Source organism: Mesorhizobium sp. M9A.F.Ca.ET.002.03.1.2 (assembly GCF_003952365.1).
Lineage (GTDB): Bacteria > Pseudomonadota > Alphaproteobacteria > Rhizobiales > Rhizobiaceae > Mesorhizobium.
Genome location: NZ_CP034443.1, coordinates 4,329,032 through 4,353,618, shown reverse-complemented (window position 1 = coordinate 4,353,618; position 24,587 = coordinate 4,329,032). Strand labels below are relative to the sequence as shown.

Genomic DNA, 24,587 nt, shown 5'->3' with positions numbered 1-24,587 from the left:
CCCCCGTTAGTTGGAGGCACGCGGGGCAAAGATCAAGGGTCAACACGAATCCGTTCATCCAATCGCCGTATCCGCTCATCACAATGAGGCACGTCCGTAACAGCAAACGGCGCCTCGCGGCGCCGTTTCACAAAAGTCCATTGCCGGCTCACGTCAGGCGCTGACGTTGCCCTTCTTTTCCTTCTGCTCGGAATAGATGTAGAGCGGCCTGGCATTGCCGGACACCACCTCCTCCGAAATAACCACCTCGCGCACACCTTCCAGCGCCGGCAGCTCGAACATCGTGTCGAGCAGGATCGCTTCCATGATCGAGCGCAGGCCGCGCGCGCCTGTCTTGCGCTCGATGGCGCGCTTGGCGATCGCCGACAGCGCGTTCTCGTGGAAGGTCAGATCGACATTTTCCATCTCGAACAGCCGCTGATACTGCTTGACCAGCGCGTTCTTCGGCTCGGTCAGGATCTGGATCAGAGCCGGCTCGTCGAGATCCTCCAGCGTCGCCAGCACCGGCAGGCGGCCGACGAACTCGGGAATGAGGCCGAACTTCAACAGATCCTCAGGCTCGACCAGGCGGAAAACATCGCCGGTGCGGCGATCCTCGGGCGAAGCGACGGTGGCGCCGAAGCCTATCGAGGTCTTGCGGCCCCGGTCCGAGATGATCTTGTCCAGCCCGGCGAAGGCGCCGCCACAGATGAACAGGATATTGGCGGTGTCGACCTGCAGGAATTCCTGCTGGGGATGCTTCCTGCCGCCCTGCGGCGGTACGGAAGCGACCGTGCCTTCCATGATCTTCAGCAGCGCCTGCTGCACGCCCTCGCCCGACACGTCGCGGGTGATCGAGGGATTGTCGGACTTGCGCGAAATCTTGTCGATCTCGTCGATGTAGACGATGCCGCGCTGGGCGCGCTCGACATTGTAGTCGGCAGACTGCAGGAGCTTCAGGATGATGTTCTCGACATCCTCGCCAACATAGCCGGCCTCTGTCAGCGTTGTCGCATCGGCCATGGTGAACGGCACGTCGATGATGCGGGCCAGCGTCTGCGCAAGCAGCGTCTTGCCGCAACCGGTCGGGCCGATCAGCAAAATGTTGGACTTCGCCAGTTCGACGTCGTTGTTCTTGCCGGCATGCGCGAGGCGCTTGTAGTGATTGTGGACGGCCACCGACAGCACGCGCTTGGCGTAGGGCTGGCCGATGACGTAGTCGTCGAGAACCTTGAGGATCTCCTGCGGGGTCGGCACGCCCTCGCGCGACTTCACCATCGAGGTTTTGTTCTCCTCGCGAATGATGTCCATGCAGAGCTCGACGCATTCGTCGCAGATGAACACCGTCGGGCCGGCGATCAGCTTGCGCACCTCGTGCTGGCTTTTGCCGCAAAACGAGCAATAAAGCGTGTTCTTGGAATCACCGCCGTTGTTGCCGACCTTGCTCATTTTCATGTCCTTTCATAGCCGCCCGCCGATGGTCTGGTTGAAAGGGCGCATATTCAATCTATCGCGGGAAATCGCCGCCGCCAGTGTCCCGGCTCCCGCAACGCATTCCATACGAAACACATATCAGAAAACGTCGCAATGATTCGCACCAACCCCACACGAAGCTAAGCCGTCGAAAATCAACATAGGCTTAACGTAGGCAATTGCTCCCGTCGAGGGAACAGCCAATTGTGGCCGAAATGCCGCAAGCCGCGCCAAAAGCGTGTTTTCCCGCCATCCAACCGCCACCGGGCTTATGCGGCGGCAACCTCAGCCGGCTCGCGCGACGAAATGACCTTGTCGATGAGGCCGAAATCCCTCGCCTCGTCAGCGGTCATGAAGTGGTCGCGGTCGAGCGTCTTCTCGATCTCGTCGTAGCTCTTGCCGGTGTGCTTGACATAGACCTCGTTGAGACGGCGCTTCAGCTTGATGATGTCCTGTGCGTGGCGCTCGATGTCGGAAGCCTGGCCCTGGAAGCCACCGGAAGGCTGGTGGACCATGATGCGAGCATTCGGCGTCGCGAAACGCATGCCCTTCTCGCCTGCGGTGAGGAGCAGCGAGCCCATCGAGGCCGCCTGGCCGATGCACAGCGTCGACACCGCCGGCTTGATGAACTGCATGGTGTCGTAGATCGCCATGCCGGAGGTGACGACGCCCCCGGGCGAATTGATGTAGAGGTTGATTTCCTTCTTCGGATTCTCCGCCTCGAGGAACAAAAGCTGCGCGCAGACCAGCGTCGCCATGCCGTCCTCGACCGGGCCGGTGATGAAAATGATGCGCTCTTTCAGCAGCCGCGAGAAAATGTCATAGGCCCGCTCGCCGCGATTGGTCTGTTCGACCACCATCGGAACGAGGTTCATGTAGGTTTCGACGGGGTTCTTCATGGACTATCCCTTTTCAAAGGTGGGATTCCGGCGCCGGGGGGATATTAGCACATCGGGCAGAATCGGTTCTGGATCGTTGTCCTGTAAATAGGATGTCGGCTCACCCTAGCGCAAGGCCGCCTCTCCTAGCCATCCGGTTAAGTCGAATCAAGTCTTCCGCACAGGATTCGCCCGAAGCGGTACCGGCTGCTGTTGAAGCGGCGTGGCCGCGCCGTCGAGTAGCAGTTTCTTAACCGCGTCGCTTAACGAAATGTGTCGAAATCGCTTTCCCCCGATCCGGCTTCCCTTACAATTCAACGTTGAACTTGTGTTTTGAAGTTCAAACAGGGGGAGTGCCATGATTGGGAAAGCTGCTTCCTTAACCATTGCCGGCCTAGCTGCTCTCGGCACGGCGTCAGAAACGGCTGCCGGCGGCAGCGCCATCGAATGCTACCAGCAGGTCGACAGGCCGGCCGTGTATGAGACCGTCTACGAAAACGTGCTGGTCAGCCCCGGTGGCCAGCGGGTCGACTATGATCCGCCGATCTACGGGACGCGCGAGAGCGTCGAGCAGACCGCGCCGGCCCGCGTCACTTATGAGGTGGTGCCAGCGGTCACGCGCACCGTGTACCACACGGTCAAGGTGGACGACAGCGGCTATGTCTGGGGATGGCGCATAATCCACGGCCGCAAAGTGCTGTGCAAGGTGTGGCGCAAGGCCCGCTATGCGCGAGTCTCCGAAACCTTGGTGGTTGAACCCGAACGCGCAAGGCGCGTGGTCATCCCCGCCGAGTATGAGAGCGTGGCCCGAGAGGTGCTGGTGCGGCCCGAGCAGCGGCGCGTCATCGAAATCCCCCCGTCCTACCAGACAGTGGCACGGCGGGTGCTGGTCAGGGAAGGCTCGTTGGGCTGGCGGCGTGTGCATATACCCAGGCATTGCCGGTATTAGGTCAGGCCGTTTCGGCCCGCAGCCACGCCTTCAAGCCGGCGACGTCGCCATTGCCGATGGACGCTGCAACGCGCCTGCCGACCGCCGCGCCGAACTTGTAGCCGTGACCGGAGCAGGCCGAGACAACAAGGCATCTGCCCTTCTCATGCGCCAGGAACTTCTCGTCGGCGGTGAAGGTGTAGGCGCAGGTGACGACCTCGGTCACCCTGTATTCCTCGATACGGGCGATCGGCGGTGAAAACAGGTTGCGGATCGCCTCACCCTCGCCCGCCACCGGCTTGCGGTTCCAGTCGGCATCACTGGTCGGCACCTTGTGCAGGCCCGAGCCGAATTTCATGCCGGCGCCACCGGAGGGCGGGATCATGTAGCCGTCGGTCGTGCCGCCGACATCGAGGATAACGGGTGCCGCCTGCCATGCCGCTTTCAGACCCGCCGGCGGTTCGACATAGGCGAGCGCGGTTCGGTATGTGGTCAACTCACCGCCCAGTTCCGGAAATAGTTTCAGCACCCAGGCGCCAGCGGTAACGACGATGCGGTCGGCCTGCATCGTGTCGCCGCTTTCAAGCACGACGCGGCCGGCCTCGGCGTCGACCTCCGTCGCCTTGCTGTTTTCGTAGACATTGGCGCCGTTGGTTCGCAGCCATTCGGCGAGGCCCGCCGCGATCTTGCGGCAATGCAACGCGCCGCCTTGCGGCGAGAAGAAAGCGTAGCGAAAACTTCCGGTCTCGAGGAATGGCCAGCGTGCTACGGCCTCGCTCGGCTCGATCATCTCGAAGGGAAAACCGCCGGCCGCCAGCCCGTCGCGCATCTGCTCGGCGTCATCACCCTCCTCGCGCGAAATGCAGATGAAGCCACGCGGGTCGAGATGGTTTTCGCCGAGATCGGCCCACATATCGTCCCAGGCTTCATAGGCCTCGGTGATCAGGCGGCCATAGCCTGCCGCTGCACCATAAGCGCGGCGGATGATGCGATGATGGTCGCCCGAGGCAGCGAGCGGATTGGGGATCGGCCCCTGCTCGACGATGGAAACGCTGTGGCCGGCCTTGACGAGCGACCAGGCGGTCGAAAGGCCTGCAATGCCCGCGCCGACAACAATCACATTCATCAAATCAGACTTTCCGCAGCTGTTTCGGCTGGCTCAATGATGAGGACTTTGGCGGCCAACATACGGTCTGGCACCAGGGAGGCAAGGCGCGCTATTGGTCAAAGATGATGCCAGACTATCTCGTCTTCGATCCCTCGACGCGCCATCTGCGGCTCGATCCGCACGAGCCGGCGTTTTTCCAGAACCCTTACGATGCCTATGCCTTCATGCATGGCGCATCGAGCGCCTTCTTTTGGGAGGAGTTCGGCTTCTGGTGCGTTGGCGGCTTCGACGACGTCAACCGGCTGCTGCGCGACCGCCGCTTCGGCCGCCAGAACCCCGCCGGCATCCCCGACAGCCGGGGCATCGGCCAGGATCGCGCGCATCTCAGCGCCTTCGACGGCGTCGAGGCCAATTCGATGCTGGAGCTGGAACCGCCCGTGCACACCAGGCTCAGGACACTGGTCAACCGCGCCTTCGTCTCGCGTCAGGTCGAGCGGCTGCGGCCGCGCGTCGAGGCGCTCGCCAACGAACTGATCGACCGTTTCAAACCGGACCAGGTCGATCTGCTGCCGGCGTTCGCCTCACCTTTGCCGATCACCATCATTGCCGAAATGCTCGGCGTGCCGGTCGAGATGGGGCCGCAACTGCTCGACTGGTCGCATCGGATGGTCGCCATGTACATGCACGGCCGCACGCGCGAAACCGAAGAGACGGCCGATCGCGCGGCGCGGGATTTTTCGGACTTCCTGCGTGGCTATGTCGCCGAGCGGCGCAAAAACCCCGGCGATGATCTTTTGTCGCTGCTGATCGCGGCGCAGGAGGACGGCCAGAAGCTCTCCGAGGACGAGTTGGTGTCCTCGGCCATCCTGCTGCTCAATGCCGGCCACGAGGCGACCGTCCACCAGACCGGCAATGCGGTGCGCTCGATCCTTGCACAAGGTGGCGACCCGCGCCGCTTCTTCCCGTCGCCGGAGGCGACCGCGGCAACCGTCGAGGAGTGCCTGCGTTTCGATGCGCCGCTGCACATGTTCACGCGCTATGCCTATGAAGAGATCGAAGTCGGGCCTGGGATCGCCCTGCGCCCTGGCGAGACGATCGGCCTGCTGCTCGGCATGGCCAACCACGACCCGGCGGTTTTTGCCGAACCCCTCGCCTTCAGGCCGGACCGCGCGGATCAGAAGAACGTCTCGTTCGGCGCCGGCATTCATTTCTGCATCGGCGCGCCGCTCGCCCGGCTCGAATTGCAGGTGTCGCTGAAAACCTTGTTCGAGCGGCTACCGCGGCTCCGTCTTGCCGAGCAGCCGCGCTTCCGCGACACCTATCATTTCCATGGGTTGGAAACGCTCGCCGTGCACTTTTGAGAACTGCGGACCCGAGGCCGAGAACGCATGCCCGAAAAGATGAAATTCGCTTTCTTGCAAGAACCTCCTTTCTGTTTCACCGACGCTGCCGGAGGTGTCTCAGGCTGCGACGTCGAGCTCGCGCACAAGGTTTGCGAAATGTTGGGGCTGGGAGCCTTTTTGCCTGTTGAGACCGAGTTCGCCAAACTGCTTCCCGGACTGGCCGAGGGCCAGTGGGACATGACCACCGGTCTGTTCGTCTCGGACGAACGCAAGAAATCCGTCGATTTCACGCGACCGATCTGGGTCCTGCAGGACGGGTTGCTGGTCGCGAAAGGCAATCCGCGCGAGTTCCGGGGCTATCGCTCCATCGCCGCAGATGAGGAAGCGCTGATCGGCGTCATATCGGGCCAGATCCAACATCAAACGGCTCTGCAAAATGGCGTTCCGCCCCAGCGGATCAGGATATTCGCCACGCAAGCGGGCGCGGCCGATGCCGTCGCTGCCGGCGTGGTGCATGCCTATGCAAGTGTCGCCATGGCGCATCGGGGCTATCTGGCTCAGCGCCTCGACGCGCCTCTTGCGGTCATCGACGTTCCGGCAGCCGAAAAACAGCCAGCAGCCGGCGCGTTCGCGCTCGCCAAAGGCAATGCGATCCTGCGCCAGCGCATCGATTCATGCCTCGATGGTTTGCTTGGAAGTCCCTGGCACAGGGCCATGGTGTGCGGATACGGATTTTCCGATACCGACATCGATCGCCTTCTGTGAAGCCCGATGCTCCAATGCATGTCGCCCAAAAGTGCGCAGCGGTTTTGGGGCAACGACATGCATAAAAACAACAAACTTAAAGCGCGTCGCATGAATCCCTTCAGACGTGACGCGCTTCAAAGGCGGATAACATACTCCTTGCGAGTCGTTTCAAGCACTTCCCAGCTGCCCGTGAAGCCCGGCCTGAGCACGAAACTGTCGCCGGCCCTGACGGTGCGCGCCTCGCCGCCGTCTTCCGATATCACCGAGACGCCGGACAGGATGTGACAGAACTCCCACTCGTCATACTCTATGCGCCATTTGCCCGGCGTCGCCTCCCAGATGCCGGCATAGAGCCCGCCGTCGCGTTCCTCGACATTCCAGGTGCGGAACGTCGGATTGCCTGAAATCAGTCGATCCGGCGCCGGCGCGCCAAGTTCCGGTTCGACGCCGCCGACGCCGACGGAAAGAAATCTTGGCGCGCTCATGGAAGCTCCTTCCAGCATGGATCAAACCTTGCCAAGGGCCTGTTCCAGATCGGCGACGATGTCGTTGACATCCTCGATGCCGACCGAAAGCCTGACCGTATCCGGCCCGGCGCCGGCCGCGACCTTCTGCTCGTCGGACAGTTGCCGGTGCGTGGTCGATGCCGGGTGGATGACCAGCGACTTGGTGTCGCCGACATTGGCGAGGTGGGAGAACAGTTCGAGCGCCTCGACAAATTTGATGCCCGCCGCATAACCGCCCTTCAGGCCGAAGGTGAACACCGCACCGGCGCCAAGTGGCGCGTACTTCTTCTGCAACGCGTTGTTCTTGTCGCTGGGCAGGCCGGGATAGGACACCCAGGCAACCTGGGGATGGTTGGACAGCCAGGCGGCGACGGTGACCGCATTGTCGCAATGGCGCTGCATCCTGAGCGGCAGGGTTTCCAGTCCGGTCAGGATCAGGAACGCATTGAAGGGCGAGATCGCCGGGCCCATGTCGCGCAGGCCCAGCACGCGCGCGGCAATGGCGAAGGCGAAATTGCCGAAGGTCTCGTGCAGGACGAGGCCGCCATATTCGGGGCGCGGCTCCGACAGCATCGGATATTTGCCGGATTTCGACCAGTCGAAGGTGCCGCCGTCGACAATGGCGCCGCCGATCGAATTGCCGTGGCCGCCGATGAACTTGGTCAGCGAATGCACGACGATGTCGGCGCCATGCTCGATCGGCCGCACCAGATAGGGCGAGGCCAGCGTGTTGTCGACGATCAGCGGCAGACCGTGCTTGCGGGCGATGTCGCCGATCTTCTCGATGTCGACGAAGACACCGCCCGGATTGGCCAGGCTCTCGATGAAGATCGCCTTGGTCTTGTCGTCGATCTGGCTCTCGAAGGTCGAGATGTCGTTGGTGTCGGCCCAGCGCACCTGCCAGCCGAAATTCTTGAAGGCGTGGCCGAACTGGTTGATCGAGCCGCCATAAAGCCTTGTCGCGGCGACGAAATTGTCGCCGGGCTGCATCAGATTGTGGAAGACGAGCACCTGCGCGGCATGGCCCGACGCCACGGCCAGCCCTGCCGTTCCGCCTTCAAGTGCCGCGATGCGTTCTTCCAGCACCGCCTGCGTCGGGTTCATGATGCGAGTGTAGATGTTGCCGAAGGCTTTTAAGCCGAACAACGAGGCGGCATGGTCGGCATCATCGAAGACAAAGGAGGTCGTCTGGTAGATCGGCGTGACACGCGCGCCCGTCGCCGGATCGGGCTTGGCGCCGGCATGGACGGCGAGCGTGTTGAAACCGGGCGTGCTGGTCATCGAATACCTCCCTGAATGGTGAATGGTGAATGGTGAATGGTGAATGGTGAATGGTGAATGGCAAAGTCGGGCAGCCCTACCCTGATTGCAAGCGGCTCATATACCGCTTTGCCCGCCTTCCAGAAAAATCCTTCTATTCACCATTCACTATTCACCATTCACTACCTACTTCTGGCGAACGCCGAAACTCTGGAATCCCGACCGCATCAGCGGCTTCTTCGACGACAGCACGCCGGAATTGACGCCGGTCCAGCCGATCTCGCCCGACAGCTTGCCATATTCGATCTTGGGGCAGCGATTCATCACCACCTTGATGCCGGCGGCTTCGGCGCGCGCGGCGGCCTCGTCATGGCGCACGCCAAGCTGCATCCAGATGACTTTCGGCAGCGGATCGAGCCGCAGCGCGTCGTCGACCACGCCCGGCACTGCCGCGGAGCCGCGAAAGACGTCGACCATGTCGATCGGCTCGGGAATGTCAGCGAGCCTGCTATAGGTCATCCGGCCAAGGATTTCCTTGCCGGCCTGGCCGGGGTTGATCGGGAACACCGAAAACCCCTTGCCCAGCAGATATTTCAGCACGAAATAGCTCGGCCGCACATCGTTGGCGGATGCGCCGACCATGGCGATGGTCTTCACCGAATTGAGGATGCCGGCGATATAGGCATTGTCGTAGGCGTCGTGATTCATGCCTCGTCCTCATACAGCGCTTCGGCGAGAAAACCATCCGGATCGCTGCAGAAATTGCGCATCATGCGGAAATGATCGGTGTCATGGAAATCGGTCGGGTCGAGCCCGAACCGGCTGATGCGAAACAGCCGCGCCCCGGGACAGGCCATCAGCAGCGGCGAATGCGTCGCCATGATCACTTGCGCCGTGCCTGACAGATCCATCCGCCGCAGCATCTTGAGAAGCTCGATCTGGCGCGTCGGGGAAAGCGCGCTTTCAGGCTCGTCTAGAATGTAGATGCCTTGCCGGCGGCAGCGCTCCTCGAAGAAGCGGATGAAGCCCTCGCCATGCGACCAGGACAGGAAATCGGGCGGCGCCTCGTGAGCGTCCAGCGCCGCCTGATCGAGGTAGCGGGCGACGGAGTAAAAGGATTCGGCGCGAAAGAACCAGCCAGCGGTGACCTTCGGCAGCCAGTGGCCGCGCAGCGTGTCCGCCAGTGCCGCGCCGCTCTTGTCGATGGCGCGGGAGTGGTCGATGGGCATGTAGCCCTTGCCGCCGCCGGCCTCATCGTATCCGGCCAGAGCGCCGATCGCCTCGAGCAATGTCGACTTTCCGGTGCCGTTCTCACCGACAATGATGGTGATCGGCGTGGTGAATTCGAGCTGGAATTCCTGGCTGCGGAAGATCGGCAGGTTCCAGGGGTATTTTTCCCAGTCGGCGACCCGCGACGGCTCGAGCAAGATGCGTTTGAGATAAGGCGCCTTCAGCCGCGTCAGTTGCTTGCGATACGCCATCTGGAAGAAGGATCAGCCCGGCAGCGAAATGCTGCCGTCTTCCGCGATCGGAAAGGCCGGATTGTGCGCCACTTCCCAGATATGCCCGTCGGCGTCGGCGAAATAGCCGTACCAGCCGCCCCAGAAAGCGCGGCCGGCCGGCTTGACGATACGACCGCCGGCCTTCTCGGCCATCGCAAGCACGTCATCGACCTCCCTGTCGGAGCGGGTGTTGTAGGCAAGGTAGATGGCGGACGGCGCCGTGCCGAAGGTGACGCCTGAATCCGCTTCGGCGCTTTCGCGCGGAAACAGCCCGAGAATGACGCCACCCATCTGGAAGAAGGCGACGCCATCGGTGATCCCGGCATGACGGGTCAGGCCCATCGCCTCATAGAAGCGTGTGGCGCGGTCGAGATCGTCGACGGCGATGGTGATGATGGAGACGCGGGGTTCCATAGCTAGGCTCAGGACCCATTAATTGGTTGAGTTGTCGGCTGGGTGATGATTCAAGGTGGCAGGAGGATGCCACCTTGACTGATTTGCTGATGTTGACCCCGGAGCAGATGCGCCGGATTGAGCCCTATTTCCCGCTTTCGCATGGGGTTCCACGCGTGGACGACCGGCGGGTGCTGAGCGGCATCCTGTTTGTGATCCGCAATGGATTGCGCTGGCGAGATGCCCCTGCCGGCTACGGTCCGCACAAGACCATCTACAACCGCTTCATCCGCTGGAGCCGGCTGGGCGTGTTCAACCGCATCTTGGCCGAGCTAGCCGCGCAAGGTGGCGGTACCGAGAGGCTGATGATCGATGCCACTCATCTCAAGGCGCATCGAACGGCGGCGAGCCTGCTCAAAAAGGGGCTCTACCCCGATGTATCGGACGCAGCCGGGGCGGGCTGACCACCAAACTGCAGGTGGTTTGCGACGGCAAGGGGCGGCCGCTGCTACTCTATCTGAGCGAGGGACAGGCCAACGATCACAAGACTGCTGCCGCAGTTCTCGAGCAGCTACCGCACGCCAGCTTCCTGCTCGCCGACAGGGCCTACAGTTCCGCTGCCTTCCGGCAGGCGCTGGCAGATCGAGGCATCACGCCGTGCATTCCTCCTCATGCCAAACACCGCACAAAGCACGTATACGATCCAATCCTCTACCGACAGCGCCACAAGATCGAGAACATGTTCGCCCGGCTCAAGGACTGGCGTCGCATCCACACCCGCTACGACCGATGCGCTCACACCTTCCTGTCAGCCATTGCCTTCGCCGCAGCATTCATCTTTTGGATCAATGAGTCCTGACCCTAGTCGTCCGACCATTGCGGCTTGCGCTTGCCGATGAAGGCGCCGATGCCTTCTTCGGCGTCGCGCGCCAGCATGTTTTCGACCATGACGCGGCCGGTATAGGCATAGGCGTCGGCCAGCCCCATCTCGGCCTGCGCGTAGAAGGCTTCCTTGCCGGTCTTGACGACCAAAGACGATTTGGCAGCAATGGTTTGCGCGTATTTGGCGACAATCTGATTCAGGTATTCGCGCGGCACGATGCGGTTGACCAGGCCGAATTCCTTCGCCGTCGCCGCGTCGATCGTCTCGCCGGTCAGAAGCATCTCCATGGCGTGCTTTCGCGAGACGTTGCGCGACAGCGCCACCATCGGCGTCGAGCAGAACAGGCCGATATTGACGCCTGGCGTGCAGAAGGTCGCCTCATGCGAGGCGATCGCCAGATCGCAGCTTGCGACCAGTTGCGCCCCGGCCGCCGTCGCCAGGCCATCGACCTCGGCGATGACAGGCCTGGGATGGCGCACGATCGCCTGCATCAGCGCCGCGCAAGCGGAAAACGTTTCCTCGAAGAACGCCTTGCCGCGGTCGGCGTCGGCGCGGCGCGCGGTCATTTCCTTGAGGTCGTGCCCGGCGCAGAACACCTTTCCGGCCGCCGCCAGGATGATAACGCGGACGGATTTGTCAGCCTTGGCCCGGTCGAGTTCCTCCATCAGAGCCGCCATGACTGAAAGCGACAGGGCATTGGCCGGCGGATTGGAAAGCGTGAGGCGCAGGATGCCCTTGTCCAATCTGGTGACGACCGGACCTTCGGTGGCAGCCGGTTTGATGGCAAGGATTTCAGCCATTTCTCTAAACCTCTTCGTCGACCCGCAGCGCATTCAAAGGCCATGGAACAAAAGAACTAGCACGCTGCCGATTGAAGAACAGTCGTCAGACGTGTTTTCTCATGAGCAACAATTGGCCCAGCCGTCTCGTTCGACAAGCGGGCCGGTACGGCACGTCGGCACCCACCAACGGTGAACATAATGCCCGAGCAGAACAATCTCAAACCGGTGCTGACTGCCGAGCAAGTCAACGCGCTGATGGAAACCGTCTACCCCCAACTCAACGATACGTTCCGTTTCTATGAGGCGACCGATGTGTTTCCGGGCGGCTGTACGGTGCGCCTCAATGCCGACGAGCGGCATTTGCGCCCCGGCGGAACCGTGTCGGGCCCGTCGCTGTTCACGCTTGCCGACATAGGCGGCTATGTCTGCGTGCTTTCGCATGCCGGGCCGGATGCACTTTCGGTCACCACCAACCTCAACATCAATTTCGTCCGCAAGGCCGAGGCCGGGCCGATCGACGGCCATTGCCGCATCCTGAAGCTGGGCAAGAGCCTGATGGTGTTCGACATCGACATCGTCGCCGGACCGGAGGGACATACGGTGGCGCACGCCACGGGCACCTATTCGATCCCGCCGAAGCGAGCGCTGTCTTGAGACGCCTTGGGGGCTGCAATGAAGAACTATTTCGCATTGGTCGACAAAGATTCCGACAGCGCGTTCGGCATCCGCTTTCCAGACATTCCCGGTTGCTTTTCGGCTGCGGACGCGGTGGAAGACATCGTACCGAATGCCGTTGAAGCACTGCGATCGTGGGCGGAAGATATGCCCGTTCCCAAACCGTCCAGCCACGAGGCGATTGTCGCGCTTCCGGATATACGCAACGCGCTCGCCGAAGGCGCCTATCTGGTTTCGGTGCCGCTTAAACCTATGTGGTAAAATAGTACCTTTAACTCAAGCCTTTGTTTTTGCGTCGCTTTATACGATACTCGTCTTTTAATTCGCCTTGACGCCATAACCGCCCTCGCCTATAAGCCGTCACGAAGCAGCGGCCCGCACAGGCCGCCGTTTTGTTATTGGCGGCGGGCAAGCGCTCTCCTTCAATCCAAGCAACAAGAAACGCCTTTCTCCTATTGTTCGAAAATGGGGAAGGTCCGAACCGAAAGCAGAAATCCATGGCAACCTTTTCGCAGAAGCCTGCGGATGTGGTGAAGAAGTGGGTGCTGATCGACGCCGAGGGTCTCGTCGTCGGCCGTCTCGCCACTGTCATCGCCAATCATCTTCGCGGCAAGCACAAGCCCACCTTCACTCCGCATGTCGACGACGGCGACAACGTCATCGTCATCAACGCCGACAAGGTGGTGTTCACCGGCAAGAAATTCACCGACAAGGTCTATTACTGGCACACCGGTCACCCTGGCGGCGTCAAGGAACGCACGGCACGCCAGCTGCTCGAGGGCCGTTTCCCCGAGCGTGTCGTCGAGAAGGCCGTCGAACGCATGATCCCGCGTGGCCCGCTCGGCCGTCGCCAGATGAAGAACCTCCGCGTCTATGCAGGCACGGAACATCCGCATGTCGCCCAGCAGCCCGTCGTGCTCGACGTGGCCAAGCTGAACGCCAAGAACAAGAAGGTTTCGTAAGATGGCTGAGCTTTCCTCGCTCGCAGAACTCGGAACTGCAACCGGCAACACCAACACACAGCCGGCCGCACCCGTCCACGTCCAGAAGCTCGACAAGTCGGGTCGCGCCTATGCCACCGGCAAGCGCAAGAACGCCATCGCGCGTGTCTGGGTGAAGCCAGGCTCCGGCAAGATCGTCGTCAACGACAAGGAATTCGCGTCCTATTTCGCGCGCCCGGTCCTGCAGATGATCCTCAACCAGCCGATCATCGCCGCCAACCGCGCCGGCCAGTACGACATCGTCGCCACCGTCATCGGCGGCGGCCTGTCCGGCCAGGCAGGTGCGGTGCGCCACGGCATCTCCAAGGCGCTGACCTATTACGAGCCGGCGCTGCGCGCCGTGCTCAAGAAGGGCGGCTTCCTCACCCGCGACAGCCGCGTCGTCGAGCGCAAGAAGTACGGCAAGGCGAAGGCCCGCCGCTCATTCCAGTTCTCCAAGCGCTAAGCGTTACGCAGCTTCAGATCTTCGAAAAGGCCGCCTCCAGGCGGCCTTTTTCCTTTGGCGGCCTTCATTTCAGGCGTGGCTGGCTGGTGCCTTGACGAAGTCGATAAACGCTCGCAGCGGGGCGGGCACGAGGCGTCGGCCGGGATAATAAAGGAACGGTCCCGAGAAGCTCTGCCACCAGGATTCGAGGACGGGTTCGAGCGCACCGCTCTCGAAGTGAGGGCGAAGCCAGTCTTCGAACAGGCTGACAATGCCGGTGCCGGCGATGGCCGCATCGACGGCGAGATCGGCCGCTCCGCCCAGGGTCACCAGGAGCGGGCCGGTTGGATCGACCCGCACAACCTCACCGTCGCGTTCGAACTCCCACGGCGGCATCGCACCGCTGGCGAAGCGGCCGCGCAGGCAGGCATGACCGAGCAGCTCGCGCGGGTGTTGCGGCCGGCCATGACGATCCAGGTAGGCAGGGCTGGCAGCGGTGGCAAAGCGTTGCAGGCGCGGTCCGATCGGCACCGCGATCATGTCCTGTTCCAGCCGCTCGTCGTAGCGGATGCCGGCGTCGCAGCCGGCCGCCAGCACGTCGACGAAGCTCTCCTCGGCGATCACCTCCAGCCGGATGCCGGGATAGGCGGCGAGGAACCGCGGGACGATCGCGGGCAGGACCAGCCGCGCAGCGCTGACCGGCACATTGAGGCGCAGCGTACCTGCCGGCCGATCGCGAAAACCGTTGACCACGTCAAGTGCCGCCTCGACCTCATTCAGGGCCGGGCCGAGCCGCGCCAGCAACCCGACGCCCGCTTCGGTCAAGGCGACGCTGCGTGTGGTGCGGTTGAGCAGCCTGACACCGAGCTGCGCCTCAAGACGGCGCACCGCCTCGCTCAAGCCCGACGCGCTGCCGCCGCTTGCACGCGCGCCTTCGCGAAAACCGCCGGCGCGCGCCACCGCCAGGAAAGCATTCAGATCACCAAGTTCGATATTCACTGTTCGCTATTCCGCACAAGCCGTGCGGATAGTAGCGGATTATCAGGACAGCGCACAGCGACTATTTCTGCCCCATCAATCGAAGGAGACAGACCATGTCCAGCATCGACAAGTCAGGCACTTTCCCTCTCGGCGACCGCACCGTGAAGCGGCTCGGCTACGGCGCCATGCAGCTCGCGGGGCCCGGCGTCTTCGGCCCACCCAAGGATCGCGACGCAGCCTTGGCCGTGTTGCGCGAGGCCGTGTCATCCGGGGTGAACCATATCGACACCAGCGACTTCTACGGCCCGCACGTCACCAATCTGCTCATCCGTGAAGCGCTCGCGCCCTATTCCGACGACCTCACCATCGTCACCAAGATCGGCGCCCGTCGCGGCGCCGATGGCGCGTGGCTCCCGGCGTTCTCTCCCGAGGAACTGACGCAGGCGGTGCATGACAATCTACGCAATCTCGGGCTCGACGTGCTGGACGTGGTCAACCTCAGGATCATGTTCGACGTGCATGAACCCGCCGAAGGGTCGATCGAAGAACAGGTCGCCGCGCTGGCCGCTATGCAGCAAAAAGGCCTGGTGCGTCACATCGGGCTGAGCAACGCCACTTCAACGCAGATAAGAGAAGCACGGCGGATCGCCGAGATCGTCTGCGTGCAGAACCAATACAATCTGGCGCACAGGGGCGACGATAACCTGATCGACGAACTTGCGCGTGAAGGCATCGCCTATGTCCCGTTCTTTCCGCTCGGCGGCTTCAGCCCGCTGCAGTCGTCTACCCTATCCGGCGTCGCTCAGCGCCTGGGCGCCACGCCCATGCAGGTCGCACTCGCTTGGCTGCTTCGCCGCGCGCCCAATATTCTGCTGATCCCCGGCACCTCGTCGGTCGAGCATCTCAGGGAAAACCTCGCCGCAGCCGAACTCGATCTGCCGGACGATGCTCTGAGCGAACTGGACGGCGTGGCGATGGCCGTCTGACGGCGCGCAGGAGCCGTCGACGCTTCATCAGCGAAAGGTCACGGCTGTCACCCCACCCGCGCCTGCGGCGCGACCTCCCCATCAAGGGGGGTAGAGCGCCGCGCCTTACATTCATTCAGAGCACCGGTGCCTGCCACCCTTTGCGGACCAGTCGGCGAACGGGGAAGCTGCCGCGACCTTCTACCTCCCCTCGATGGGGAAGTCGGCGCGAAGCGCCGGGTGGGGTGAAGCGCGGTGTCGGATTTCCTAGTTGATGCTCGCCGTGTTGGCGGACTCGGCCGGCCGCGCTTCATCGCGATAAGGCACGCGGTAGCCGTTCGCCGCCAGCCAGTCGATGGCCAATTTCGGCTCGTCGGTCTGGATGATGGTGGCGCCTCGCTCGGCCCAGAAGCCATAGGTCTCGCGCGGTAGACTGGCGAGCACCGCCAGTTCGTCGCCGCGACCGCCGGCAATGAAGCCGCCCGGCTTGTTGACGATGGCATAGGTATTGGCCCAGATGTGCCAGTCGCCCCTTATCGCCGCCGCGCGCATGCGGGGGCTGAACAGCGGCCCGCCGGTCTCGGTCAGCGTCTCCGCGCCGGCCCGCCAATTGATCAATTCGATTGCGGGCGCCGAAAAAGCTCCGCTGACTTTCTCGGCGAAGCCTGCATCACGCACCGCATCGTCGGCGATGATCGGCATGAACTGGAAACCGCTGCCGATCGCACTCATGGCCACTTTCACTGCGGCAATCCTCTCAGGATTCCACAGGTTCTCCTTGACGATCACCTGTTCGGCCATGCCCAGATCGCGCGCGACCGCGATCATGCCGGCCAGGCTATCGACGTCGAGCTTGTTGTCGATATTGACGAGGATCCTGTCTTTGGTCGCCATCAGCATCTCGCGCAGTGTCGAAACCGGCTCATCGGTGACGGCGCCGGTACCTTCGATCACCAGCCTGCAGGTCTTGAGTTCAGCCAGCGTGCGCTTGACCACCTCGCCCTTGCAATTCGTCGTGCGGTCGAGCCAGCTGTCATGCACGACGACGTACTGACCGTCCTTCGACCGCCTGACGTCGACCTCTACGATTTCGGCACCAAGCACGATCGATGCCTCCACGGCGGCGATCGAGTTCTCCGCATAGAGCGTCTTGCCGGCCTGCATGCTGCCGGCGCGGTGTGCCACCACCATCACATGGTCGCGCCACTGGTTGGCGTGCTCGAAACGGTCGAGAATCTGTCTGGCGCGTGTTTCGCCTGCCGATGCATGGCCAACGGAAACCGTCAGCGCGGCGGAAAGCAGAAGGCTCAGCCAGGTTGTTCGCATGAGAATCGCTCCGTACCGGATCGACACCCGGTTAAGCGACGCACGTGACAGCCCAGTGAACGAAGCCGGCTTCGTAAACGCTGGAAAGTCAGATCACTGCGGCCATTCCTGCACCTCATACGATAATGGCAATCGGCAGGTTGCCGGCAATCAGATTGCCGAAATCGATGCCGCTGTGGCGGTCGGTGTGGCTGACCTGGCGCCCCATATCTGTTCCGCTCCCCGGCCGACACCCGGCCACGGCTGGCTACTTTCGGTTGTATTCGTGATTATCTGCGCAATTGCCGGGTCAGCCCACGTGGGCTCGCCCGGCAAGCAAGAATTTGTGACCGGGCTCGAATGGCCCTGCTCTCCGGAAGGGGGTCGCATTTCTGAGAATTATGTCCAATAAGGTTGCGCGTCGACGCACAGGAGATCGCTTCATGCCGAACACGAACATCGACCACGCCTTCACCGCCCGCTCCAGGACGGGCGCTTCCTTCGAGCCGACCTATGCCGGCGCGCTGTCGTTCATGCGACGCAAATACACGAAGGACGTGAAGGGCGCGGATGCGGTGGTGTGGGGCATCCCCTTCGACGCCGCCGTCACCAACCGGCCGGGTGCGCGCTTCGGGCCGCAGGCGATTCGCCGCGCCTCGACCATCCTCGACAACGATCCGCAATATCCGTTTTCGCGCGATCTGTTCGAACATCTCGCCGTGGTAGATTATGGCGATTGTCTGCTCGACAGCGGCAATCACCAGAAGACGCCCGGGACGATCGAGCGCGAGGCGGCAAGGATCCTGAAGTCAGGCGCCTTCCTGCTGTCGCTCGGCGGCGACCATTTCGTCACCTGGCCGCTGCTCAAGGCGCATGCCGCCATTCATGGGCCGCTGGCCTTGGTGCAGTTCGACGCCCACCAGGACACCTGGCCAGACGACGGCAAGCGCATCGATCACGGCTCCTTCGTCGGCCGCGCGGTCAAGGAGGGCATAATCGACCCCGACCGTTCGATCCAGATCGGCATCCGCACCCATGCGCCTGACACGTTTGGCATCAAGATCATCTACGGCCACGAAGTGGAGGAAATGCGCGCGTCCGATATCGCCTATGCCATCGTCGACCGCACCGGCGGCAAGAAGACTTATGTCACCTTCGACATCGATTGCCTGGACCCGGCTTTCGCACCCGGCACCGGTACACCGGTCGCCGGCGGGCCGTCCTCGGCAAGAATCCTGTCGGTGCTGCGCCAGCTTACCCAGATCGACATCGTCGGCGCCGACGTCGTCGAGGTTGCACCCGCCTATGATCACGCCGATATAACGGCAATTGCCGGCTCGATGGTGGCCATGCACTATCTCGGGCTGCTGGCGGAACGTAAGGCCCGGCTCGAAGAGCTGAACAACGGCAATCACAGTGCTGCAGGATTGAATCAGGCAAGCGGCATATAGTTTTGAAATACCAGGGAATTCAGGCAGGCAATGAAACCGAAAATCTTCATCGACGGCGAACACGGCACCACCGGCCTCCAGATCAGGGCGCTGCTTACCGAGCGTGGCGACCTGGAGATCATCTCCATTCCGACCGAGCGCCGCAAGGAAACGGCAGCTAGAGCCGAATTCCTCAACGCCGCCGATATCGCGATCCTGTGCCTGCCGGACGCAGCCGCGAAAGAAAGCGTTTCGCTGATCACCAGCGACACCACCAAGGTCATCGACGCCTCGACCGCGCATCGCGTGGCCGAGGGCTGGGAATATGGTTTCGCCGAAATGGACAAGGACCAGGCGAAGGCGATCGCCAAGGCGAAGCGCGTCGCCAATCCGGGCTGCTGGCCGCAAGGTCCGATCGCGACGCTCAGGCCGCTGGTGGCGGCCGGCCTGTTGCCGCCGGATTTTCCGGTCACCGTCAACGGCATTTCGGGCTATTCGGGTGGCGGCCGCCCGATGATCGAGGACTATGTCGCCAAGGGCGAGGATGCGTCGGAATTCCTGCCCTACGGGCTGACCCTGCAGCACAAGCATGTGCCGGAGCTCAGGACCTATGCGAAGCTGTCGCATGATCCGATCATGCAGCCGGCGGTCGGCAATTTCGCGCAAGGCATGATCACCGTGGTGCCGCTGCAGCTCGGCGGCCTCGACTATGTGCCGACCGGCGCCGAGCTTCATGCTGTCATCGCCGACCATTTCGCCGCCATCGATGGCGGCGTGGTCGAAGTGGCGCCCTACGCGCATCTGGAGCGCGTGCCGGAGATCGATCCCGAAATCTACAACGGCACCAACCGGATGAAGCTCTATGTCTTCGCCAATGACGACAGAGCCCAGGCGCTGCTGCTCGCCGTCTACGACAATCTCGGCAAGGGCGCCTCGGGTGCTGCGGTACAGAACATGGATTTGATGCTTGGCCTCAAGCTCTGAATGGACGTTCCGGCATTTCCAGAACGCTGGAAGGTCAGCGCGCCAGAACTGATTGCAGAAACCTTCAGCAGCCGCATCTGGAAGGTTTTTCGCGACGACGGCTCGCCGGCGATCGTCAAGGCCCTCAAGCCTTTCGACGACGTCGAAGACGAGTTGCGCGGCGAGCATTTTCTCGCCTGGCGGCGCGGCGAAGGCGCCGTCCGCCTGCTCGGCCGCGACGGTCACCGCATGCTGCTCGAATACGCCGGCGACAGGATGCTGTCACACGACCTTGCCGAACATGGCGACGCCGCCGCGACCGAGATCGCGGCCGAGGTGATGGCAAGACTGTTTTCGCCGTCGAAGCACCCTGCCCCATCGGATCTCCAGCCGCTGCGGGCACGGTTCTCCAGCCTGTTCAAGAAGGCGAAGGCCGATCGCGACGCCGGCGAAAAGAGCCTCTATGTCGAAGCGGCTGCGACCGCGGAACGGCTGTTGGCCGACCCTGCCGACGTGCTGCCGCTGCACGGCGACCTGCATCACGGCAACATCATGAACGGACCGCGCGGCTGGCTGGCGATCGACCCGAAAGGCGTTCTCGGCGATCCCGGCTTCGATGCGGCGAACATGTTCTACAATCCGCTCAACCGCGACGACCTTTGCCGTGATCCGCTGCGGATTGCCAACATGGCCGAGATGTTCTCCAAGACGCTCGGCCAGACGCCGTCCGCCATTCTCGACCACGCCATCGCCTATGGCTGCCTGTCAGCCTCATGGCATCATGAAGATGCCAACGCGGTTGAGGAAAGCCGCGAATTGTCCATCGCCATGGCGATCCGGACGGTGCGGTTCAGCCTCTGACGGCGATCTCGTTGGGCAGCGGATAGGGGCCTCGTGTGGCTCGCCAATGCGCCGCGGCAAAGCCCAGCAGGATAAGCGCGAATGCCTGATGCGTCAGCGCCATGTGCAGCGGCACGTGCATCAGCAGTGTGCCGATGCCGATCACGGCCTGCACCAGCACCAGCAGAAACAGCAGCGTCGCGCGGCGCGCATGCGTTGTCGCGGGCTGGCGGCGATGCGTCGCGATCATGTGCCAAAGCGCGGCGACGAAGATGATGTAGGCGCCGAGCCGGTGGATGAACTGAACCGTCTTCGGGCTCTCGAAGAAATTGCGCCATGTCGGCTCGAGGATCATCAGATCGCCGGGGATGAGCTGGCCGTCCATCAGCGGCCAGGTATTGTAGCTCAGGCCGGCATCGAGCCCGGCGACCAGCCCGCCGAGATAAATCTGGATCAGCGCCAACAGCACCAGAAAGCCGGCCAGGCGCTGCGTCGAACGATCGGCGGCGGGCTCGGAATGGGGAGCGAGCCCTCGCGCCACCACCATGATCGCGGTGAAGATAAGCGCGGCCAGCGTCAGATGCATGGCCAGCCGGTACTGGCTGACGGAGACCCGGTCGACCAGCCCCGAGGCGACCATCCACCAGCCGATCGCGCCCTGCAGGCCGCCGAGAACGAGGATACCGGCCAGCTTTGGGCCAAGCCCGCGTTCGATGCGGCGCGTCGCCCAGAAAACACCAGCGGCAAGGCAAAAACCAGGCCGATACCGCGCGCCAGAACCCGGTGCACCCATTCCCACCAGAAGATCGACTTGAACGCTTCGATGCTCATGCCCTTGTTGAGCTCGGCATATTGCGGGATCTGCTGGTAGCGCTGGAACTCCTCCTGCCATTCGGCGTCGTTGAGCGGTGGAACGATGCCGTGGATCGGCTTCCATTCGGTGATCGACAGGCCGGACTCGGTGAGCCTGGTGGCGCCGCCGACCAGCACCAGCGCAACCAGCACCAGAAGCACGACATAGAGCCAGCCGCGCACCAGCGCCCGGTTGTGCAGGTCGCGTTCGCGGGCCACATAAGGCGCGGCAGCTGATATGGCAGCCATGGGTTCGTCCCGGCAGGTTGGCGTCGCGGATTGGTGAACCATCGCAACTCAACTGGCAAGACCGGACAGCGCGGCACGCCGTCGCGCTGCGCCTGGGTTGCGCGGTTCCTCGGTTAGGCCTAAGCGATACCCGTCAACGAGATAGCGAAATGCCCATTCGCCTGAAGAAGCTGATCGGAACGTTCCTGCTGGTGGCGCTGGTCATTGTCTATGCGCTGGTCGCATCGATCGTGGCGGTTGCGCAACTGGCCGAATCGGGACCGTGGACGCATTTCCTGTTCTTTCTGCTCAGCGGCATGCTCTGGGTGCTGCCGGCCATGGGCATCATCAAATGGCTGATCCTTGAGCCCCCACGGCCGAAGGGCTGAGATTCGCCGTCGCTAGATTGTCACCACCATCTTGCCGGCATTGGCCAGCGGCGTCGTCACACCCGACAGCATCGTGCGGATATGGGCAACGCTCTGGTAGCGGCCGTTGACCGAAATGCGCGGCAGCGCTTGCAGGAAGTTGGCATGTTCGGCGCGCAGCACGCCGTGGCGTGTCGTCACCGCCGAGGCATAGCCGGCGTCGCGGACAAGGCCGACTTCGCGGCTGCCAACGGCGCTGGCATAGCCATAGGGATAGGCGAAATGGCGCGGCACCTCGCCAAGTTCCGCCTGCAATATGCGCCTGACGTCGTCGACCTCGTGCCGCGCATCTATCTCGGGAAGCCGCTTCAGATTGCGGTGGTTGACCGTATGCGCGCCGATCGTCACCAACGGATGCCCGGCGATAGTGCGGATCTCGTCCCAGTTCATCAGCGTGCTCTGGAGCGGCCCGTCCAACTCGATGCCGTTCGACCGCGCCAATTCACGCAGCACCGCGCGCTGGTCCTCCTCGCGGACCTCCAGCGTCAGATAGGCCTGCAGGCGCGCAATGGCCTGGAGTTTCTTGCCCGGGGTCGAGCAGTCGATCTTCATGCGGCCTTGCGGCGTCGGCAGGGTCAATTGATCGCGCGCGTTGACGATGTCCTCGACCGCCTCCCACCAGAGATCGGCGGCGCCGTTTATCAGCCCCGGCGCGACATAGATGGTGACCGGCGCGCCGTGCTTTTCCAGCACTGGCAGCGCTTCGGTCATGTTGTCGCGGTATGCGTCGTCGGCGGTGATCGCTGCGAACTGGCCGCCCTTGCCGCCGGCCTTGATGCGTTCGATCGCCTCGTCCAGCGTGACGAATGCATAGCCGTTCGCCTTCATGTCGGCGATCACGGCGTCGAGGAACTCAGGCGCGATGTTGAGATGCCGGTTGACGCTATCAGGCTTTTCCGGCGTGGCGGTGACCCGGTGCAGCATCAGGATGGCGCCGATGCCGCCGACAAACGGCTTTGCCAGCGGAGCAAGGCCGGTATAGCGGACGACGTTGAGCGCCAGTTTCCGGATCGCCTCGCCCCCGTCGATCATTCATTCACCTTTTGCGCCTAGGCTCATTCGGGCACGGAATGCGCCTACGCGAGCCCCCAATCGCGGTGAATACGCCCTAAAGGATTGAGGTATGGTTGACGCCATCGCGTCATTTGACGGCAATCAGCTCGAAGCCATGGAGGCTGCGCCGCGCGCGTTGGATCATGCCGGCCTGTCGGTCTCGGTCGCCGACGGTGCGGCATTTGCAGCCTATGCCGAGTTCTGTCGTTCGGCGCTGTTTGCGCCCGCGCAGAGCCCGGCCTGGATCGTGAACTGGGCCAGATACGCCGAAGCGGACGCCGTTTTGGCGACACTGAATGCTGAAGGCCGGCCGGTTTTTTCGCTGGCGCTGGAAGTCACCCGCAGCGGGCCGTTCCGCGTCGCCCGCTTCATGGGCGGCCGCCATGCCAACGGCAATTTCGCCGCCACCGACCCGTATTGGCTGACCAAGGCGGATGATGCGGCAATCCGCTCGACCCTGGCGGCGATCGCCAGGGCGCGGCCGGACATCGACCTCGTCGCTCTTGAACGGCTGCTGCCCGATCTCGACGGCATCGCCAATCCGCTTGCCTCGCTTCCGCATTTTCCGAGCCCCAATCTGTCGCTGGCCGTCGACTTGGCGGGAGGTTTTGATGCGCTGCTCGCGCGCGCGAGCGGCAAGCGCAAGCGCAAGAAGCACCGCTCGCAGACGCGCAAGTTCGAAGCCGTCGGCAACCATCGCCGCATCGAGGCCCGGACGGCGGACGAGGTCAACCGACTGCTCGATGCGTTTTTCGAGATGAAGGAATCCCGCTTCCGCAAGATGGGCATCGCCAATGTCTTCGGCGACCCGGAGGTTCGTGCTTTCTTCCGCGCGTTGTTCGTTGAAGCGCTTTCCGACGACAAGCCGCCCTTCGTGCTGCACGGGCTCGAGGTCGCGGGCAAGCTTCGCGCCGTCACCGGATCGAGCCGCTCCGGCAAGCGTCTGATCTGCGAGTTCGGGGCGATCGCCGAGGACGACCTCACCCATACCAGCCCCGGCGACTTCCTGTTCTTCGACAACATCCAGGAGGCCTGCGAGAGGGGGTTCGACGTCTATGATTTCTCGGTCGGCGACGAACCCTACAAACGGCTGTGGTGCGATATCGAGACCCAGCATTTCGAGGTCCTGATTCCGCTGACGTTGAAGGGCCGCGCGCTGGCGCTTGTCCTGCGGCAAGGCGCGCGCCTGAAAGCCTTCATCAAGAACAGCCCGACGATCTGGAAGCTGACCAAGATGCTGCGCCGCAAAGCAGTCGGACAGGCCATGCCGGCGGGCGAGGATGACAACTAAGCAACGTCGGACATGGATCTGCCGACCGAGCATGTCGCAGATGCGCCAAATTCCGGACTGTGGCGACTAACGTCGCGAAGGGTCGTGCTTGAATCGCCAAGCCGGTCCTTGCAAAGGCGACCACAGTTACTCTGTTGACAAGTGGTAAGTGGGTGGCTTTCGACAGCCCTGTACTTTGGTTTCACCATTGCCGGTCGCGAGCGGGTATTTGATCGTGCCGTGAGCCGACAGAGCTGTTATCGTGGCCCTCGCACCGGAGGGGAAATCATGCGGATCGCGGTGATCGGTTCAGGCGGCATCGGCCGCCATCTCGGCGGTTGGCCGCTGACGAAGGTGAAACGTTCATCGCGCGCAGTGCCGCCTCGAACA

The 24,587-nt window shown here is 62.8% G+C and carries 26 protein-coding genes and 1 pseudogene; 14 read left to right on the top strand and 13 right to left on the bottom strand.

Translation table 11 applies throughout. The annotated features are described in order from the left end of the window. Positions 1-153 precede the first annotated feature (153 nt). Together clpX and clpP are read right to left on the bottom strand one after the other, a co-directional pair. A complete protein-coding gene (clpX, locus tag EJ066_RS20935) occupies positions 154-1,428 on the bottom strand; it encodes an ATP-dependent Clp protease ATP-binding subunit ClpX (protein ID WP_029353486.1) in 1,275 nt (424 codons plus the stop codon). Positions 1,429-1,721: 293 nt separating this feature from the next. Beyond that, entirely contained in the window at positions 1,722-2,351 is a 630-nt protein-coding gene (gene clpP, locus EJ066_RS20930; protein ID WP_126041257.1) for an ATP-dependent Clp endopeptidase proteolytic subunit ClpP, read from the bottom strand. A 337-nt stretch (positions 2,352-2,688) separates the two neighbouring features. On the opposite strand from clpP, the gene EJ066_RS20925 reads away from it, so the two are divergent. Then, positions 2,689-3,279 carry a hypothetical protein gene (locus EJ066_RS20925; RefSeq protein ID WP_126041255.1) on the top strand — a complete coding sequence of 197 codons (591 nt, stop codon included), beginning with the start codon at positions 2,689-2,691 and terminating at the stop codon, positions 3,277-3,279. Position 3,280: 1 nt separating this feature from the next. On the opposite strand, the gene EJ066_RS20920 is transcribed toward EJ066_RS20925, so the two are convergent. Continuing rightward, positions 3,281-4,384, bottom strand: coding sequence for an FAD-dependent oxidoreductase (locus tag EJ066_RS20920; protein ID WP_126041252.1), 1,104 nt, complete (start codon positions 4,382-4,384; stop codon positions 3,281-3,283). Between the two features lie 104 nt (positions 4,385-4,488). Between EJ066_RS20920 and EJ066_RS20915 the strand changes: the two genes are divergently transcribed. Together EJ066_RS20915 and EJ066_RS20910 are read left to right on the top strand one after the other, a co-directional pair. Next, complete coding sequence (locus EJ066_RS20915; RefSeq protein WP_126041250.1) at positions 4,489-5,727, top strand: cytochrome P450; 1,239 nt, start codon at positions 4,489-4,491, stop codon at positions 5,725-5,727. A gap of 27 nt (positions 5,728-5,754) precedes the next feature. Then, entirely contained in the window at positions 5,755-6,474 is a 720-nt protein-coding gene (locus tag EJ066_RS20910) for a transporter substrate-binding domain-containing protein (RefSeq protein ID WP_126041248.1), read from the top strand. 116 nt (positions 6,475-6,590) lie between these two features. Here EJ066_RS20910 and EJ066_RS20905 read toward each other — a convergent pair whose 3' ends face one another. The 5 genes from EJ066_RS20905 to EJ066_RS20885 form a co-directional block, all read right to left on the bottom strand. Further along, positions 6,591-6,941, bottom strand: a complete 351-nt coding sequence (locus EJ066_RS20905) for a cupin domain-containing protein (RefSeq protein WP_126041246.1) — start codon at positions 6,939-6,941, stop codon at positions 6,591-6,593. Positions 6,942-6,962: 21 nt separating this feature from the next. Continuing rightward, the gene (locus tag EJ066_RS20900) at positions 6,963-8,243 is read right to left on the bottom strand and encodes an O-acetylhomoserine aminocarboxypropyltransferase (protein WP_126041244.1); all 1,281 of its coding nucleotides are present in this window, start codon (positions 8,241-8,243) and stop codon (positions 6,963-6,965) included. A gap of 165 nt (positions 8,244-8,408) precedes the next feature. After that, positions 8,409-8,930 (bottom strand): CoA-binding protein, encoded by a 522-nt coding sequence (locus EJ066_RS20895; RefSeq protein WP_126041242.1) that lies wholly within the window; start codon positions 8,928-8,930, stop codon positions 8,409-8,411. Next, positions 8,927-9,703: an AAA family ATPase gene (locus EJ066_RS20890; protein ID WP_126041239.1), complete on the bottom strand. Its 777-nt coding sequence runs from the start codon at positions 9,701-9,703 to the stop codon at positions 8,927-8,929. Before EJ066_RS20890 ends, EJ066_RS20895 begins: the two co-directional genes overlap by 4 nt. A gap of 12 nt (positions 9,704-9,715) precedes the next feature. Then, positions 9,716-10,138, bottom strand: a complete 423-nt coding sequence (locus tag EJ066_RS20885; protein WP_126041237.1) for a VOC family protein — start codon at positions 10,136-10,138, stop codon at positions 9,716-9,718. Between the two features lie 74 nt (positions 10,139-10,212). Here EJ066_RS20885 and EJ066_RS20880 point away from each other — a divergent pair. Beyond that, a protein-coding gene (locus EJ066_RS20880) for an IS5 family transposase (protein WP_126034609.1) occupies positions 10,213-10,976 on the top strand; the annotation gives its coding sequence in 2 pieces (ribosomal slippage) (positions 10,213-10,546 and positions 10,546-10,976; 765 coding nt in all). Positions 10,977-10,978: 2 nt separating this feature from the next. Here EJ066_RS20880 and EJ066_RS20875 read toward each other — a convergent pair. After that, on the bottom strand, positions 10,979-11,800 hold the full coding sequence (locus EJ066_RS20875) for an enoyl-CoA hydratase (RefSeq protein WP_126041235.1): 822 nt from the start codon (positions 11,798-11,800) through the stop codon (positions 10,979-10,981). Between the two features lie 180 nt (positions 11,801-11,980). On the opposite strand from EJ066_RS20875, the gene EJ066_RS20870 reads away from it, so the two are divergent. From EJ066_RS20870 to rpsI, 4 genes are all read left to right on the top strand, one after another. Continuing rightward, complete coding sequence (locus EJ066_RS20870) at positions 11,981-12,436, top strand: PaaI family thioesterase (protein WP_126041233.1); 456 nt, start codon at positions 11,981-11,983, stop codon at positions 12,434-12,436. Positions 12,437-12,454: 18 nt separating this feature from the next. After that, the gene (locus EJ066_RS20865) at positions 12,455-12,718 is read left to right on the top strand and encodes a type II toxin-antitoxin system HicB family antitoxin (protein WP_126041231.1); all 264 of its coding nucleotides are present in this window, start codon (positions 12,455-12,457) and stop codon (positions 12,716-12,718) included. Positions 12,719-12,954: 236 nt separating this feature from the next. Further along, positions 12,955-13,419 (top strand): 50S ribosomal protein L13, encoded by a 465-nt coding sequence (gene rplM / locus EJ066_RS20860; RefSeq protein ID WP_023674645.1) that lies wholly within the window; start codon positions 12,955-12,957, stop codon positions 13,417-13,419. Between the two features lies 1 nt (position 13,420). Continuing rightward, a complete protein-coding gene (gene rpsI / locus EJ066_RS20855; protein WP_126041229.1) occupies positions 13,421-13,903 on the top strand; it encodes a 30S ribosomal protein S9 in 483 nt (160 codons plus the stop codon). Between the two features lie 69 nt (positions 13,904-13,972). Here the strand turns inward: rpsI and EJ066_RS20850 are convergent, their stop codons facing one another. Then, complete coding sequence (locus EJ066_RS20850) at positions 13,973-14,881, bottom strand: LysR family transcriptional regulator (protein ID WP_126041227.1); 909 nt, start codon at positions 14,879-14,881, stop codon at positions 13,973-13,975. Positions 14,882-14,976: 95 nt separating this feature from the next. On the opposite strand from EJ066_RS20850, the gene EJ066_RS20845 reads away from it, so the two are divergent. Continuing rightward, a complete protein-coding gene (locus tag EJ066_RS20845; RefSeq protein WP_126041225.1) occupies positions 14,977-15,849 on the top strand; it encodes an aldo/keto reductase family oxidoreductase in 873 nt (290 codons plus the stop codon). Positions 15,850-16,095: 246 nt separating this feature from the next. Here the strand turns inward: EJ066_RS20845 and EJ066_RS20840 are convergent, their stop codons facing one another. Then, entirely contained in the window at positions 16,096-17,154 is a 1,059-nt protein-coding gene (locus EJ066_RS20840) for a glycerophosphodiester phosphodiesterase family protein (protein ID WP_126041223.1), read from the bottom strand. Between the two features lie 422 nt (positions 17,155-17,576). Between EJ066_RS20840 and speB the strand changes: the two genes are divergently transcribed. The 3 genes from speB to EJ066_RS20825 are packed head-to-tail and all read left to right on the top strand — an operon-like array spanning position 17,577 to position 20,387. After that, positions 17,577-18,584 carry an agmatinase gene (speB, locus tag EJ066_RS20835; RefSeq protein WP_126041221.1) on the top strand — a complete coding sequence of 336 codons (1,008 nt, stop codon included), beginning with the start codon at positions 17,577-17,579 and terminating at the stop codon, positions 18,582-18,584. A 30-nt stretch (positions 18,585-18,614) separates the two neighbouring features. Further along, positions 18,615-19,547 (top strand): N-acetyl-gamma-glutamyl-phosphate reductase, encoded by a 933-nt coding sequence (gene argC / locus EJ066_RS20830; RefSeq protein ID WP_126041219.1) that lies wholly within the window; start codon positions 18,615-18,617, stop codon positions 19,545-19,547. Next, positions 19,548-20,387, top strand: a complete 840-nt coding sequence (locus tag EJ066_RS20825; RefSeq protein WP_126041217.1) for an aminoglycoside phosphotransferase family protein — start codon at positions 19,548-19,550, stop codon at positions 20,385-20,387. Here the strand turns inward: EJ066_RS20825 and EJ066_RS20820 are convergent. Continuing rightward, positions 20,377-21,467: pseudogene (locus EJ066_RS20820) on the bottom strand (COX15/CtaA family protein). The gene EJ066_RS20825 and the pseudogene EJ066_RS20820 overlap by 11 nt on opposite strands. A gap of 149 nt (positions 21,468-21,616) precedes the next feature. Between EJ066_RS20820 and EJ066_RS20815 the strand changes: the two are divergent. Beyond that, positions 21,617-21,835 (top strand): DUF2842 domain-containing protein, encoded by a 219-nt coding sequence (locus EJ066_RS20815; protein ID WP_126041215.1) that lies wholly within the window; start codon positions 21,617-21,619, stop codon positions 21,833-21,835. Positions 21,836-21,847: 12 nt separating this feature from the next. Here the strand turns inward: EJ066_RS20815 and EJ066_RS20810 are convergent, their stop codons facing one another. Next, positions 21,848-22,906: a polysaccharide deacetylase family protein gene (locus EJ066_RS20810; RefSeq protein ID WP_126041213.1), complete on the bottom strand. Its 1,059-nt coding sequence runs from the start codon at positions 22,904-22,906 to the stop codon at positions 21,848-21,850. A gap of 91 nt (positions 22,907-22,997) precedes the next feature. Between EJ066_RS20810 and EJ066_RS20805 the strand changes: the two genes are divergently transcribed. Continuing rightward, positions 22,998-24,218 (top strand): GNAT family N-acetyltransferase, encoded by a 1,221-nt coding sequence (locus EJ066_RS20805; RefSeq protein WP_126041211.1) that lies wholly within the window; start codon positions 22,998-23,000, stop codon positions 24,216-24,218. Positions 24,219-24,587: the final 369 nt, after the last annotated feature.